The sequence below is a fragment of the Candidatus Pelagibacter sp. PS_34 genome (genome assembly GCF_059417845.1).
Genome location: NZ_CM182068.1, coordinates 122,501 through 138,366, shown reverse-complemented (window position 1 = coordinate 138,366; position 15,866 = coordinate 122,501). Strand labels below are relative to the sequence as shown.

General features: G+C 24.0%; 10 protein-coding genes and 1 pseudogene (1 of these 11 cut by a window edge). 4 read left to right on the top strand and 7 right to left on the bottom strand.

Annotated elements, in window-relative coordinates; translation table 11 throughout:
* The first annotated feature begins 36 nt into the window (after window positions 1-36).
* Window positions 37-1,374 carry a hypothetical protein gene (locus AC5SL3_RS00680; protein WP_494578233.1) on the top strand — a complete coding sequence of 446 codons (1,338 nt, stop codon included), beginning with the start codon at window positions 37-39 and terminating at the stop codon, window positions 1,372-1,374.
* Window positions 1,364-2,083, top strand: a complete 720-nt coding sequence (locus AC5SL3_RS00675) for a glycosyltransferase family 2 protein (RefSeq protein ID WP_494578231.1) — start codon at window positions 1,364-1,366, stop codon at window positions 2,081-2,083. The genes AC5SL3_RS00680 and AC5SL3_RS00675 overlap by 11 nt, the downstream gene beginning before the upstream one ends.
* On the opposite strand, the gene AC5SL3_RS00670 is transcribed toward AC5SL3_RS00675, so the two are convergent.
* Window positions 2,075-3,439 (bottom strand): hypothetical protein, encoded by a 1,365-nt coding sequence (locus AC5SL3_RS00670; protein ID WP_494578229.1) that lies wholly within the window; start codon window positions 3,437-3,439, stop codon window positions 2,075-2,077. The genes AC5SL3_RS00675 and AC5SL3_RS00670 overlap by 9 nt on opposite strands.
* A gap of 14 nt (window positions 3,440-3,453) precedes the next feature.
* Window positions 3,454-6,129, bottom strand: coding sequence for a hypothetical protein (locus tag AC5SL3_RS00665; protein ID WP_494578228.1), 2,676 nt, complete (start codon window positions 6,127-6,129; stop codon window positions 3,454-3,456).
* A 139-nt stretch (window positions 6,130-6,268) separates the two neighbouring features.
* Between AC5SL3_RS00665 and AC5SL3_RS00660 the strand changes: the two genes are divergently transcribed.
* On the top strand, window positions 6,269-7,000 hold the full coding sequence (locus AC5SL3_RS00660; protein ID WP_494578226.1) for a class I SAM-dependent methyltransferase: 732 nt from the start codon (window positions 6,269-6,271) through the stop codon (window positions 6,998-7,000).
* A gap of 91 nt (window positions 7,001-7,091) precedes the next feature.
* Window positions 7,092-8,354: a PQQ-dependent sugar dehydrogenase gene (locus AC5SL3_RS00655; RefSeq protein WP_494578224.1), complete on the top strand. Its 1,263-nt coding sequence runs from the start codon at window positions 7,092-7,094 to the stop codon at window positions 8,352-8,354.
* A 12-nt stretch (window positions 8,355-8,366) separates the two neighbouring features.
* Here AC5SL3_RS00655 and AC5SL3_RS00650 read toward each other — a convergent pair whose 3' ends face one another.
* The 5 genes and pseudogenes from AC5SL3_RS00650 to AC5SL3_RS00630 all read right to left on the bottom strand — a co-directional run.
* On the bottom strand, window positions 8,367-11,075 hold the full coding sequence (locus tag AC5SL3_RS00650; RefSeq protein WP_494578222.1) for a hypothetical protein: 2,709 nt from the start codon (window positions 11,073-11,075) through the stop codon (window positions 8,367-8,369).
* A 41-nt stretch (window positions 11,076-11,116) separates the two neighbouring features.
* Window positions 11,117-12,268, bottom strand: coding sequence for a TIGR04372 family glycosyltransferase (locus tag AC5SL3_RS00645; RefSeq protein WP_494578221.1), 1,152 nt, complete (start codon window positions 12,266-12,268; stop codon window positions 11,117-11,119).
* A gap of 65 nt (window positions 12,269-12,333) precedes the next feature.
* Complete coding sequence (locus AC5SL3_RS00640; RefSeq protein WP_494578219.1) at window positions 12,334-14,076, bottom strand: thiamine pyrophosphate-binding protein; 1,743 nt, start codon at window positions 14,074-14,076, stop codon at window positions 12,334-12,336.
* Between the two features lie 12 nt (window positions 14,077-14,088).
* Window positions 14,089-14,876: pseudogene (locus tag AC5SL3_RS00635) on the bottom strand (SDR family NAD(P)-dependent oxidoreductase).
* Window positions 14,877-15,030: 154 nt separating this feature from the next.
* Window positions 15,031-15,866: the 3' portion of an FkbM family methyltransferase gene (locus tag AC5SL3_RS00630; protein WP_494578217.1), read on the bottom strand. 52 nt of this gene lie beyond the right edge of the window; the window shows 836 of its 888 coding nt (coding positions 53-888); its start codon lies off the right edge, out of view — the gene reads right to left on this strand; the stop codon is at window positions 15,031-15,033.

Here is a 15,866-nt window from a genome sequence, read left to right as displayed (position 1 = left end):
GTAGATTTTATAAATGATAATTAAAATAAAATTTTGATGTCTAAAAAAAGATTACTATCTATCTACTTAAATGAATTCAATTATAATTATCTAATAAAGGGTGCTAAGAAATTTAAATGTAAGCATATATCAAAAATATTAAAGAAAAAAAAATATTTAACAAATACAAATGATAAAGTTCAAAATAAAAATTTAGACCCTTGGGTCCAAAATGTTTCAATTAATGTTGGGATTGAGTCTAAGTATCACAAGATTTATAATTTAGGTGAAGATATTTTTTTAAAACAAAATCAAATTTGGGACATACTTGCAAAAAAAAATAAAAAAGTTTTGATATGGGGACCTATGAATGCAAAACTAAGAGAAAATAAAAATTTGAAAATTTTTTTTCCTGATCCTTGGAATTCTAACCAAAAAACTAAACCAAGGAGACTTGGTTACTTATCCTTATTACCAAATTACTATGCAAGAAATTACCTTAAACCTAGTAAGTTTTATCTTACTAAATACAGTTTATTATTTTTTATTGGTTTATTTATTAATGGTTATGCATTAAGGTTAATAAAATTTTTACCTTTTCTAATTAAAGGTTTATATTTAAAAGGATTTAATAATTATATTTTATTTTTACTGCTAGATTTAATATCAATAATTGGGTTAAAAAAAGAAACTCAAAAATTTATACCAGATTTTTCTCTTATATTTCTTAATTCTATCGCACATTTCCAGCACAATCACTGGAATGAATCAAAAGAACAAAAAAACTTTTTTCAATTCTTGGATATAATTTTTTGTGAATTAATTTCTTTAGAAAATTATTATGATGCAAAATTAATATTTAATGGTTTTTCACAAAAAAGAGTTAAAGATCGATACATTATAAGACCACTTAGTCCCCAAAAATTTTTAAAAAATATTGGTTTAACATTTAAAAAATTAAATCAAAATATGACTAATGGGGGGCTTATTTTCTTTAACAATAAACAGGAAAAAAATAAAAATCTTAGTATTTTGAATGGAATTAAATTAGGAAAACTTTATTTTTTTGAAACACATGAAATAGATGATAAAACAATTTTTTATAGAATCCAAATAATATCTAAAGCACCAATTGATTATATAAATTCAAGGAATATTAATAAGTTATTAGTATATGATAAAAATCAAAATAAAAAACAAATAGGAAAATTTTTGCTTAATCTAACAGTAGATGATCTAATAAACTTTAAGTTTATAAAATCTACAGGTTCACATGTTTCTTTAGGGCTTCTTTTGTATGAAAACATCAATATAAATAAAAAGTATATTAAAAAAACGAAGATATTGAATCATAATATTTTTAAGATAATTCGGAATTACTTTGATGAAAAATGATAAATTATGCATTGTAATTCCCTGTTATAAAGTTGAAAATCATATTTTACATGTATTAAAAAAAGTTAATTTAAATTTTATAAACCATATAATAATAGTTGATGATTCTTGCCCAAATAAGAGCGGCCTTAAAGCAAAAAAAAAATTTAAAGATAAAAGAAAATTCACCTATATTTTTTTAAAAAAGAACCTGGGTGTTGGAGGAGCAACTTTAGCAGGAATTAAAGTAGCTTTAAAAAAAAAATATAGATACATCGTAAAACTCGATGGTGATGATCAACATGATGTTAAAACAATAAAAGATTTTTATAATATTTTCAAAACAATGAAAAATATAGATATATGTAAAGGATATAGGAGTCTTAATATTTTAGATCAAAGTGGGATGCCTTTAATTCGTTTAATTGGAAATATTTTCATGACTTTAATCTTTAAAATAATTTCAAATAAATATTTTATAAAAGATGTTACCAATGGATTAATTGGTTTTGATTCAAAAATTATAAAAAAAATTAACCTAAATACTATAAAAAAAAATTTTTTTTTCGAACAGGATTTATTATTCAATCTTATTGAAAATAATGCAAAAATTTATCAGGTCAAGACAAAGACAATTTATGCAGATGAAAAAAGTAATTTAAAGCCAATAGCAGTAATTCTACCTTTTTCAATTTATTACTTACAACAAATTTTTAAAAAATTATTTTAATGAAAATTTTTGTATTACTTGCCTCAAGCCAAAAGAGAAATATAGAGACAATAAAATTATAATAGGAAGGTTATATCTTGAGCCTCCAGTCCAACCTAAAAGAAATGTAAAATAGAAAGATAATAACAACAGTAAAAAATTAATTCTAATATCTAAGTTTTTTAAAGATTTTATAAAACCTATTATAACAATAATATAAAACAATAATGAATATGATAGACTTAAATATAATTTTTTTTTAGAATTATCAGTTTTCCAATAATCCTTATCAACCATGTTCATATCTAAGTAACTTGATAAGTGTAAGGGATTAATTATAAGAAACTGAAAAGTTTTCCATACCACATATTTTATAGTAACTATTGGAGCTTCTTTAATAATCTTAAGTGTATACTCCTTTTTAAATATTGACAATTCTATTCTGTCTTTTTCTAAGTTTAAATCTATATTATTTTCATTTATCCACTTTTCCTCATTTTCTTTTTTAATATCGTAAGCTTCATCACTTAGAATGCCTTTGCTTTTTGAATATATTGGATCAGCTAAATACCAATGAATAGCATCATTCGCTTGAGTTGGAGTAAAATAAAAAATTCCAGATCTTTCATAATTCGAATATCCTATAAAAAAAATTACAATCAAGTAACCTAGGGAAATAAAAAAAAATTTTGACAAAGCTTTTAATTTAAAAAATAATAAATAATAAATAAAAATTGGTATTAAAAGATAAAAAGAAGTTGTCTTAAGCATATACATGATGCCTAAAAAAATACCTAAAAAAAAATTCTTATATAAATAAATAGGTGGTCTCAACATAATTCCTATAAAAAAATTTAAAAGAGAAAGATAAATACTTTCTGTCATAAATAATGAATGATACTGGAAGATTGTTGGTTCAAACAATAAAAATAAAATCAAAATATTTTTGACACTTTTATCTAATTTATCAAGTTTACTAATTAAAAAAGCAACTGAAAAAAAATAAAAAAAACTTTGTAAAATTAGAAAGTACAATTTGACTGGTGTTGGGTTTGGTGGATTAACATCTTTGATTTCATCAGTATTAAAAACATTTTCGTTAAATAAATGGTAAAACCCTCCAATCAAAATTGGATACAAAAAAGACGCTTGATATTCACCTGAAAATAAAAAAAAATTATTATTCTCTAAATTTTTTTGAAAATACCTGGCTTTTACAAAGTAATGTGCTGAGTCCCCTTTTATTAAATTATTATATTGATTATTTGACTTGGTTAAATTTTCTTTATCATGATTAATATATGTATAAGTTGATAAAATTATGGACGCTAAAAAAGCTACAAAAAAAATAATCTTTTTAAATTTAGTATCAAGCATATTCTTTAAAATAATTATTTTTTTATAAGAAAGTTAAATTTGTATAGAAATATTAGTAAAAATATCATTGAAAAATAATACATAAATAAAGCATACTGGTTAATTCCATATTTACCTAAGTTATAACTAACTTCCAGCATTTTACTATTTTGTGCTACTTTGACACCTAACCAATACCCATTGGCTTTAACAGTTTCTGTTTTTTTACCATCTACAAAAACTTCCCAGTTTTTATCATATGGAAATTTAATTAATAACCATCCATTTTCTTTTATATTTAAATCAAAAATAAAATTATCTGCCTCACGATTTAAATTATTCATTAAAGTATATTTTTTAAAAATTAAATTTATTTTTTTAGGATCAAATTCTTGCTCTGTCATAAAGTGTATAAATCCATTTTCTATACTATCTAAAATAAAAGTATTATTTATATGCAAATCATTTTGAGTGAGGTTAAACTCTTTTTCATTAACCTCTAATTTAACTAAATTTAAATTGGAAAAAATAGTTCCATTAATATAATTAGGAAATTCTTTTGGTTTCTTAAACTTATACAATTTTTGTTTATTATTTTTTTTAACTAAAATTAAATCTTTATTTTTTATATTTATTATTTTATTTTCAAAATGTTTTTTATTAGAAATTTTATATTCATCACCTTCAGTTTCATTATAATCAGAAAGGTAAATATTATTTCTAAATAAATTTTGATCATTAAAAAAATCTTTTAATTTTGTATCTTGGGAGGTGGTAAAGTTGTTAAAAAAACTAACTAAAAATAAATCATCTTTAAAGTACTCCATGTCTTTTACTTCATTTAAAGTTGCATACGCTTTATGTCTGAGTTCATAAATATTGGGTTTTTCTAAAAATCTAAACATAAAAATTGTTTTATAAAACTCACCTATGTATGTTGCTTTAGCAAAATATGTATAATTATAAAATCTACTATCTGCAGGTTCATTTTTTTCTTTATTTAATCTAAAGACTGGTCTTTCTTTAAATAACTCTAACGATAAACTTGAATTAAGTGGATTTGGATTATCGATTAAATGACTACCCGGATAAGAAGGATTGGCTTGATAAACTGGTAAATATTCTAAAGTTGAGTAGCGCATAGCTTTATAATATGATTTTAAAGCATACCCATCTAATAAGAAGCAAGACAAAATCAAAATAAGACTTATTTTTTTATTATGAAAATTTAGATTTTGATTTAGATAAAAAATCAAAAATAAAAAAAACAAAATAGCACTATAAACAATTGCAACTTCATAATTGATGTCTTTGATTATTAAATACCCCAACATGATCATGGTTGCTAAAAAATATAAAATTTTTCTTAACAAAAATTTATTAATTTCTATTTTATCACTAATTGCAATTACCCCCATTACAAATAATGGAATTAATACAAATGGTAATACTAGTGTCATCATATGTGTATTTTGTATTAAAAATGAAAAAGGATTTAAAAAAGCTGTAAATAAATTTGCATAAAAATTTATATCAAAAAACAAAATATCTCTTGGTCCTTGCATCGCAATTACAAAAATTATTGCTGAAAAAAAATACCATTTTTCTTTATGTTTAGAAAAAATTAAACCAAATAAAGATACAAGAACAACCGTAATTCCTATAAATGCAGGAGCTTGATAATTAATGTTATCTTTAAAATTTAAAAAATAAGATAAAAAATTAAAAATCGAACAAGTTGTAACTGTTGTGTACTCATCAAAAATACATCTAGTATCTGGAATATAACTTTTAAAAAATTTTACTGGATTTAAAAAATTGTTAAGCCTTGTTTCAGTAAGATTACCATCATACCCTATTGTTCCTGTCAGGACTGACGTTTCATTCACAATAAAAAAAAATGATATATTGAAAATTATTATAACTAATAAAGATAGTAATAATAAAAAATAATGATAACTAAAATTCAAATTAATAGTTAGAAAATTCTTATAATGTGATTGAAAATAGTTTTTTTTGAAGAAATAATTGTACAGCATAACTACAAAATACATTGTAATTATAAAATGAAAGGGAGGAAAAAAATAACTTAAAGAAATAAGTGGAATTTGTGAAAATATAAAAATATAGAAAATTAAAAAAAAAACTAAAGGAATAATATTATTACTTCTTAAAAATTTAATTAAATAATAAATTAAAATTGGGGTAAGTGATAAAATCCACGCTAGCTCATATCCAATAGGTAATAAAGATGAAATCAAAATATTAATAAATAATATCAGGGGCAAGTACAAATATTTTTGTACTTTATAAATATCTAAAATTAAGATTATTCCAAAAGTTCTAACTAAAATGAAAAGAAATTGAACAAAGTATGAATGAAAAACTCTAAAAAAATTATCTGATTTGAAAAATGATAAAAAGATATAAATTAAGCCTTCGATTAAACCTTGTAAATTATAAAAACCTTGGGCTAAATGATAAAACGCAGTATTTGAGTGATCAAAAAAATTCCAAAATGTAAAATTTAAGTTTTTGATATATTTTGCATGAAATAAAGCTGCCTGATAAAAATTTGCCAGTGTATGATTTGATGTAAACTTAATTTCTGCAAATATAAAACGTTCTGGATAAATTACCCCTAGAGCCAAATAAGTTAAAAAAGAATAAAATATTAAATCTAAATGTTTTTTTTTAGGGACTATCCACATACAATAAGTGTATTTCAGTTTAATTAGATATATATATTATTTTAAATAAATGTGTATTCAAGAAGTTTAATAAGTAAAGATAAAATTTAAAAAATTTTTTTATAGACTTTAAAAACATAATAATCAATTTTAGATCAATATGAAAATTAAAACTTTATTAAAAAAATACCCAAAAAAAAGAGCGCCACTTTCAAAAAAAATTAAAAAAATTTTTAATAATGAATATACCAAAAATAGAACTAACTTTCTGTCTCAGCTTAGTGAGAGTTGGTTGCATTTTTCAATTAAAGGAAGAAAGTCTAAAAAAAAATGCTCTACACTAGAAATTGGTGCAGGCAATTTGAATCATTTAAAATATGAAAGCCCAAATAATTTACTTAACTATACAGTTATTGAGCCACAAAAATTTTTATTAAAAAATAATAAATATAAAAACTCTGTAAAAATTTATAAAAACCTCAACCAAGTTAAAAAAAAAAGTCTTGATCGAATAATCTCTTGTGCTGTGTTAGAGCATATTACTGATCTACCTAAATACTTGGCACAAAGTAGTGGTTTACTAAAAAGTAATGGCTATCAATCACACTCTATTCCTTGTGAGGGTTATCCTCTTTGGCACTTAGTTTGGGACATTGTAAGCGGTATACCTTTTAAAATTCGTACAGGTTTAAATTTTAAAGAAATTCAAAAATATGAACATGTAAATAATTATGATGAAATACTTTTTTTAATCAAATACTTTTATCATGAGTGTGAAATTAAGTTTAGTTATCCTTCGTTTTTTACACCTTACCTAAGCCTATATGCAAATATAACCTTTTCTAAACCAAACAACACCAATATAAATAAATACTTTTTGTTAAAAAATTGACTTAATTAGATCTCTACTCTAAGTAAAACTTATGTCATTTAACTAAAAAAATTATTAATTTAATACTAACAATGATAAGATAAAAATAATCGTGATAAAAAAAAATAAAAATAAAATTGTTTGGCTAGTTTTAGCATTTATAATGGTAATTATATCCATCAATTTTAGTAGTAAGATAAATTTTCTCTATGTTAAAGAATTTTTAAAAAGAAAAATAGATCCCAAATATTTTTCAATTCTACAAGTAATTGGAGATATGGATAGATCAAGCAAAAAATTAAATAATGATTATAACATAAAATTTTTACCAGAAACACAATATCTTGATCTAAATTTTAAAAAAATTGGTTTAATAGATTATTTTACAGATGAACAAGTTTCCGGGTATGCAGATCATTTAAAGCTAAAAGTTAGACAAGTTTTTTATATTGATAATCACTTAAAAAATATTATTTTTTTAACAAGTTCTGGTAAATTATTTTATAATGATTACTCTGAGATACTTCAAAAAAAAGAGTTAAAAATTATTAATTCAAATCTAGATATAATTACTGCTTTAGACTTGCTGGTAAGTGATGGCTATATGTACGTATCTGCTGTTTATGTTAAAGATGAGTGTGCTTACCTTACTTTATATCAAGCAAAAATTTCTGACCTAAATAATTTAGATTTTGTAAGCATTTTTGACTCTAATGAATGTGTAGCTATGATTCAATCTGGCAGAGTTGTAAAATTAAGTGGTAAAAACTCCCTACTCTTGGCAACAGCTGCAGATGTTCTGATTAAAAAAAATGAAATGGATGATAAACCCCAAAACAACAACTCTATTTATGGCAAAATTTTAGAAATAGACTTAAAAACAAAGGAACATAAGATATTTTCAAAGGGGCATAGAAATATTTTAGGGTTATATAGTGACGAAAATGTCATTCTATCAACTGAGAATGGTCCTCGTGGTGGCGATGAAGTAAACAAAATAGTTATTAATGAAAATTATGGTTGGCCCGAAGTTTCGTATGGTCAAAAATATAATGGTAGAGAAGATTATCCTAGCTCACACTCCGAATACGGCTACAAAGAGCCAATATACTCTTTCATACCGTCTGTTGGAATTTCACAAATAGCTAAAGTAAATAAAAAATTTTCAAATAAATGGGAGGATAATTTTTTAGTTGCATCATTAAACGGCAATCATTTATTTAGAATGAAATTTGATAACAGCTATGAAAAAGTTTTCTATATAGAGAATATTTTTATTGGTGAAAGAATGAGGGATTTAATTTATTTTGAAGAAGAAAACGTATTTTTAATAGCCTTGGAGACTAGTGGATCACTTGGAATTTTGAAACCTTAACGTTCATATTAATCATATTTTTATAAGAAAGTTAAATTTGTATAGAAATATTAGTAAAAATATCATTGAAAAATAATACATAAATAAAGCATACTGGTTAATTCCATATTTACCTAAGTTATAACTAACTTCCAGCATTTTACTATTTTGTGCTACTTTGACACCTAACCAATACCCATTGGCTTTAACAGTTTCTGTTTTTTTACCATCTACAAAAACTTCCCAGTTTTTATCATATGGAAATTTAATTAATAACCATCCATTTTCTTTTATATTTAAATCAAAAATAAAATTATCTGCCTCACGATTTAAATTATTCATTAAAGTATATTTTTTAAAAATTAAATTTATTTTTTTAGGATCAAATTCTTGCTCTGTCATAAAGTGTATAAATCCATTTTCTATACTATCTAAAATAAAAGTATTATTTATATGCAAATCATTTTGAGTGAGGTTAAACTCTTTTTCATTAACCTCTAATTTAACTAAATTTAAATTGGAAAAAATAGTTCCATTAATATAATTAGGAAATTCTTTTGGTTTCTTAAACTTATACAATTTTTGTTTATTATTTTTTTTAACTAAAATTAAATCTTTATTTTTTATATTTATTATTTTATTTTCAAAATGTTTTTTATTAGAAATTTTATATTCATCACCTTCAGTTTCATTATAATCAGAAAGGTAAATATTATTTCTAAATAAATTTTGATCATTAAAAAAATCTTTTAATTTTGTATCTTGGGAGGTGGTAAAGTTGTTAAAAAAACTAACTAAAAATAAATCATCTTTAAAGTACTCCATGTCTTTTACTTCATTTAAAGTTGCATACGCTTTATGTCTAATTTCATAGACATCTGGTTCATCTTGTAAATTTTGAAATATAAAATTTGTTTTATATAATTCACCTATGTAAAGTTGTTTTGGGAAATAAGACTTGTTAAATATTAAATCTTCATAATCATTTTTTTCTTTATTTAATCTAAAGACAGGTCTTTCTTTAAATAACTCTAGCGATAAACTTGAATTATGTGGATTTGGGTTGTCAGTGTCATGTATTTCAGGATATGTTTTGTTAGAAATATAAACTTTAAATAATTTAGCTCCCGAGTAATGACCCTCAGAAAGAATTTCTCCTGAGCGCATATCTTTATAATATGATTTTAAAGCATACCCATCTAATAAGAAGCAAGACAAAATCAAAATAAGACTTATTTTTTTATTATGAAAATTTAGATTTTGATTTAGATAAAAAATCAAAAATAAAAAAAACAAAATAGCACTATAAACAATTGCAACTTCATAATTGATGTCTTTGATTATTAAATACCCCAACATGATCATGGTTGCTAAAAAATATAAAATTTTTCTTAACAAAAATTTATTAATTTCTATTTTATCACTAATTGCAATTACCCCCATTACAAATAATGGAATTAATACAAATGGTAATACTAGTGTCATCATATGTGTATTTTGTATTAAAAATGAAAAAGGATTTAAAAAAGCTGTAAATAAATTTGCATAAAAATTTATATCAAAAAACAAAATATCTCTTGGTCCTTGCATCGCAATTACAAAAATTATTGCTGAAAAAAAATACCATTTTTCTTTATGTTTAGAAAAAATTAAACCAAATAAAGATACAAGAACAACCGTAATTCCTATAAATGCCGGTGCTCCATACCAAATGTTATCTTTAAAATTTAAAAAATAGGATAACACATTATAAATTGAGCACTCCAATAATGTCAGCAAGCCTTCATTAAAGCCATAAACACATCTAGTATTGGGAATAAAGGTTTTAAAGAAGTTTATTGGATTGAGTATATTGTCAAATCGCGACACACGATTACCATCATACCCTATTGATCCTGTTAAGGCAGCAGTTTCATTCACAATAAAAAAAAATGATATATTGAAAATTATTATAACTAATAAAGATAGTAATAATAAAAAATAATGATAACTAAAATTCAAATTAATAGTTAGAAAATTCTTATAATGTGATTGAAAATAGTTTTTTTTGAAGAAATAATTGTACAGCATAACTACAAAATACATTGTAATTATAAAATGAAATGGAGAAAAAAAATAACTTAAAGAAATAAGTGGAATTTGTGAAAATATAAAAATATAGAAAATTAAAAAAAAAACTAAAGGAATAATATTATTACTTCTTAAAAATTTAATTAAATAATAAATTAAAATTGGGGTAAGTGATAAAATCCATCCCAATTCGTATCCGAGAGATACAATTGATGAAATCAAAATATTAATAAATAATATCAGGGGCAAGTACAAATATTTTTGCACTTTATAAATATCTAAAATTAAAATTATTCCAAATGTTCTAACTAAAATGAAAAGAAATTGAATAAAGTGTGAATGAAAAACTCTAAAAAAGTTATCTGATTTAAAGAAAGATAAAAAATTATAAATTAATCCCTCCATCAAAGCAGGTAAATTATAAAAACCTTGGGCTAAATGATAAAACGCAGTATTTGAGTGATCAAAAAAATTCCAAAACGTAAACTCTAAATTTTTGATATATTTTGCATGAAATAAAGCTGCCTGATAAAAATTTCCGATTGTATGTGAAGACGTAAATCTAATATCAGCAAATATAAAACGTTCTGGATAAATTACCCCTAGAGCCAAATAAGTTAAAAAAGAATAAAATATTAAATCTAAATGTTTTTTTTTAGGAATGTTCAGCATTTGGTAATATTATTTTAATTAAATTAAACATATATTAATAATCATAATAAATTCTGATTATCTTTTAAAAATTTATTCGAAACTGATAATTTAAGCTCATTTTTCAAAAAATTAATTTTTTCTTGATTGTTGTTTGTAATACTTTTCCAGAATTGATCATTTAATTTTGCAGAGTCATTATTGTTATTATTTCCTTCCAATCTTTCCTCCATCTCAATCACTGCATCTAATATTTCTTGTGGAGAGTTATTAATAACACTTAAATTATTTTTTAAATATGGATCACTCTCTGAATGTATACTAAAGTTGATTTTTATATTTTCTTCAAATGTTAAAAATCTGCCTTTTTGGTTGTCAAAAATTTTTTTTGGTAAAATTATCGAACCTGGGCTGCAATAGCTCAAATTTGATAATTTTAACGGTATTAGGTTCGCATAAATTATTTTTTTTCTTAAAATATAAGAAATACCAACTATTCCCGAGTTGCCTATTATATTGTAACGCGAATATGCATTTAACAAATAATCAATTTCTTCATTTGAATTAAAATTTTTTGATGAAAAAAAAGAATTTTCAGAGATTTTGAAATTTTCCTCACGAAAAGTTTCTCCAAGTTTAATCACTGAATTGCTATTATTTTTTAAATATTGAATTACTAAAGAATAATCATTAAAATCAAAATTTCTAAAATCATGGAAATTTTTGTCATCTAATCCATGTTTTTGCATGTATAAATTATTTCTAGCATGAAGGCAGACAAAGTTTTTTTTAATGTTATATTTTGAAAGAATTTTTTCTAATTCAATGTCTGAATAAGAAGGAAGTTTAATTCTACTTTTAAATTTCAACTTATAAGAAAATAATGGTCCATACTCTTTCCAACTGATGATATAATTTGAATTTGGATTTACAGTTAATATAGAATTATAAAAATATTTGAAAAATTTACTGAAGAAAACATTTTTTTGGTTTTTAAATATATTTAACACAAATTTATTTGAAACTTTTTTTTCATAAGAGCACAGTAAAAAGGTATTTTCTGGAACTGATAATATTGCACTATCAAAATTTATCGTAAGATGGCCTATCCTACTTGAATATATATGGCAAAATTTAATCCTTACAAAATATTTTGATATATCTAAAATTAAAATAGTCACAACTCCAAAAAAATATAGAAAAAAAGATTTCATTTTTTATTGTACGTTTCTAAAATAACATCAGGTTTTTTTTCATTTCAATAATAATTTAATCTTTATTAATTGTTTGTATTGGATACTGATTTTGGAAAAAAAGGATGCATTTCATTTAAGGGTTGAGGTGCAAATTGTCCATTATCAAGTTTTTTATACCCTTGTTTAAAAAGTGAGGGTTGGGTTTTGCTTGTTATAATTTCACATACTATTGGGGATTTGTATTTCATTATTCGATTTATCGTTTGATCAATTTGATTGTATTTTTCGACTTTTAGGTAACTTAAACCAAAAGCTTTGGAAACTGACTGAAAATTTGGCATAATTAAATTACCCTTAGGATCAGTTCCATAGTACCTGCCTTTAAGGAATTCTTTTTGTGTGTGTCTTATAGCAAGATAACCATTATTATTAACTAAAATTATAGATATATTCATTTTATATTGCTGAATAGTCTGAAGGTCCTGAATGTTCATTAAAAAGCTTCCATCACCAATTATGCATACTATCTTTTTAAATTTACCACTCTTATAACAGCCAATAGACTCAGCAAGACCAGTTCCCATTGAAGAAATAGCTGAAGAGCAAATAATTCTTTGATTTGCTTTTACAATTGTACTTTGAAATCCGCTATATAAAGCTGTTCCTCCACCATCCACAACAATACAAGAATTTGATGGCAAAACATTACTCAACTTATTAATAAAAAAGTCAGAATTAATTTTTTTATTTTTTTTTGGGTTAGCCCAATTTATTTTCTTTAAATACTCCAGGTTTTGCCAGCTCAAATTATTAAATAATCTTTTATTTTTAATTTTAAAAAGAAATTGTTTAATATCTGCGCAAATTTTTAAATCAAATTTAACATTCAAATTTTCTAATTGATTTTTATCTATATTAACTATTATCTTTTTTGATCTTGGAGCATAATTCTCATATAATGTTGTTGTGTGTGGGATTGAAAGATGAGTGCCAAGACAAACTATTAGGTCAGCTTCAAACATTGCTTTATTAGCTCCTCGTTGTCCACTCATCCCTATAGTGCCTAAATTTAACTTGTGATTTGATGGAAAAAAATCTTTTGTGTTCCAGGTACAAACAAATGGTATTTTATTTTTAGATATAAAATGTTTTATATTGCCGATTTTAGGATCTGATAATCTACATCCATACCCCATTAGAATTAATGGTTTCTTTGAATTTTTGCACAATTTTAAAAAATTGTTAATTTTATAATTAACAGCAAGATTATTTTGTAAAATTTTAGAAACTTTAGTTTTTTTTGTATACTTTATTTCTGACCATTGAATGTCCAATGGAATATCTAGCCATACTGGTCCTGGTCTACCACTAATAGCTATGGACAAAGCTTTTCTTAACTCTTCTTGAAAATTATCTTTATTTTTTACAAAGCTTGCATATTTTGTAATTGGTCTAACAATATCACATATATTTACTTCTTGTGTTCCAGTCTGTCTTACTTTTTTATTGTAAGATGTATGATTGCTTCTAGATTGCCCACTTATAAAAATACAAGGGACTGAATCCTGCCATGCTGACAATAGTCCTGTCATTGCATTTGTACAAGCTGGACCAGTGGTAACCACAACACAACCAATATTTTCATTTGCTTTGGCGTTAGCTACTGCTGCTAAAGATGCTGTTTGCTCATGAGGTGTATATGTAACATTTAATTTATATTTTTCTAAGGAATCAAAAATATGAACTACTGCTCCACCCTGCAAGCCAAAAACACTCTTTATATTATTTTTTTTTAAGATTAATGCAAGAACGTCTGTTAGTTTCATTGTACTAAATAATTATGTTAAATAATTATGTGTCATAAAATGTCTAGATTGACCGGCATCTACTGGGACAATGGCTCCATGACTAAAAGAAGCAAGCTGAGAACAATAAAATGTTACCACTGGACTTATCTCATCAACCTTACCAAATCTTCCAAGCGGACACCTTTCTTCTAAATATTTTTTAGCATGACCAGGATTGGTCTTTAGAATTTTTTCCCAATGTCCTCCCTCAGTAGCAACAACGCCAGGAAATACAGCTGTCATAACAATATTTTTTGACTCTGTAGCTAGTATTCTTCCCATAGTTCTGGTGTAAGCGGTTAGTGCTGCCTTAGAAACAGTGTATGTTACTGGTCCACTATTCTCAAGTCCCGCACATGAGGTGATATTAACTATTCTTCCCCAATTTTTTTTTTCATTTGAGGAACTAATGCATTAATTATCTGAACTGGTGTGTCAAAATTTACCCTCATTAATTTATGCCAGTCACTTATTTTGCAATAAGGATCTGTAAGATCCATAGTATGTCCTGCATTATTTACTAGAATGCTGATATTTAATTTTTTTATTTTATTCAAAAAATTTGTTAACGATTTTTTATTTAAAAAATCTACTTTAATACCTTTAGATTTAACCTTGTATTTTTTCAGATTTTTTTCCATCTTAATAATGGTTTGTGTGCTCCTGGAAGTAAAATAAATGTTTACACCTTCATTTGCCAAATGTTCACTTATAGATTTTCCTATGCCGTTTGCACCTCCTGTAATTAGTGCATTTTTTTTATTAATTTCTAGGTTCATAAGATAAATATATAGCAATAATAATAAAAAAAATATAAAAAATATAAAAAATGTGCAGTAAGATTAAGGTTTTTCCTAATCAAATTTTACAAGTTCTTTTTAATCTCACAGAGTAAAATTTACAATTGGGCTTAAGTAAAATAAAATTTATTTACTAATTAAGATTAAAATCATTACTTTTACTCAAAAAAACTAAACCGTCATGATAAGATTTTGGCATTTCAGTAAATTTTTTTACTTTTTTCCATTTAATTTTATGAGCAAAAATATTTATTTTTATTTTTTTACAATGTTCAAAAATTTTTTTTGCATTTTCTTGGCCTCCAATTTCAACAAATGCATCAAAAAACTTCCAATCATTAGCTACTGTTCTTTTAATTACCACACCCTCAACATTTTCTATGTCAATTTTAAATATAGACTTTCCTTTTTTGGGCAAAATATATTTAAAGTCAATTGCCTGAACATAATATTTTGTAATTATTCCGTAAGGATTTTTTTTTGCATTTAAAATATGTGAACTTGTAGTATTGCCATGTATTTTGTTAAATTGAACTTTTTTTGATTTGTTAAAAACTGCTTTTGGACATATTTTTACAGCTTGAGAATTATTAAGTCTAAAATTTTTTTTTATTTGTTTTAAGTGATCTACTTCTGGTTCAAAACAAGTAATTTTTTTGTAACCTAGTTTTAAAAAGAAAATTGAATGAAAACCTATATTTGCTCCTAAATCATATGCAGCATTGTAATAATTAGACTTTTTTAGATAGTAGCCAAATAAAATCATATCTTCCAAATCCCACATATTTGTGGATGTGATGTTGCCATATGAAAAAAAGGGAATATATATGGTTCCAACTTTTTTTATTTGTATTCGTTGAGGTCCATCAGGTCCAAAAACTTTACTTGCTAACCTTGAAATTTTTGTCTTAAGATTGATAAATTTCTTACTTTTAATTCCGTAATAAAAAAATTTTTGTGGCTTGGTTA

Bases quoted from the DNA above. Each gene is read 5' to 3' on its own strand.
- AC5SL3_RS00675 (WP_494578231.1), top strand. From the start codon at position 1,364: ATGAAAAATGATAAATTATGCATTGTAATTCCCTGTTATAAAGTTGAA.
- AC5SL3_RS00645 (WP_494578221.1), bottom strand. From the start codon at position 12,268: ATGAAATCTTTTTTTCTATATTTTTTTGGAGTTGTGACTATTTTAATT.
- AC5SL3_RS00670 (WP_494578229.1), bottom strand. From the start codon at position 3,439: ATGCTTGATACTAAATTTAAAAAGATTATTTTTTTTGTAGCTTTTTTA.
- AC5SL3_RS00650 (WP_494578222.1), bottom strand. From the start codon at position 11,075: ATGCTGAACATTCCTAAAAAAAAACATTTAGATTTAATATTTTATTCT.
- AC5SL3_RS00640 (WP_494578219.1), bottom strand. From the start codon at position 14,076: ATGAAACTAACAGACGTTCTTGCATTAATCTTAAAAAAAAATAATATA.
- AC5SL3_RS00680 (WP_494578233.1), top strand. From the start codon at position 37: ATGTCTAAAAAAAGATTACTATCTATCTACTTAAATGAATTCAATTAT.
- AC5SL3_RS00665 (WP_494578228.1), bottom strand. From the start codon at position 6,129: ATGTGGATAGTCCCTAAAAAAAAACATTTAGATTTAATATTTTATTCT.
- AC5SL3_RS00660 (WP_494578226.1), top strand. From the start codon at position 6,269: ATGAAAATTAAAACTTTATTAAAAAAATACCCAAAAAAAAGAGCGCCA.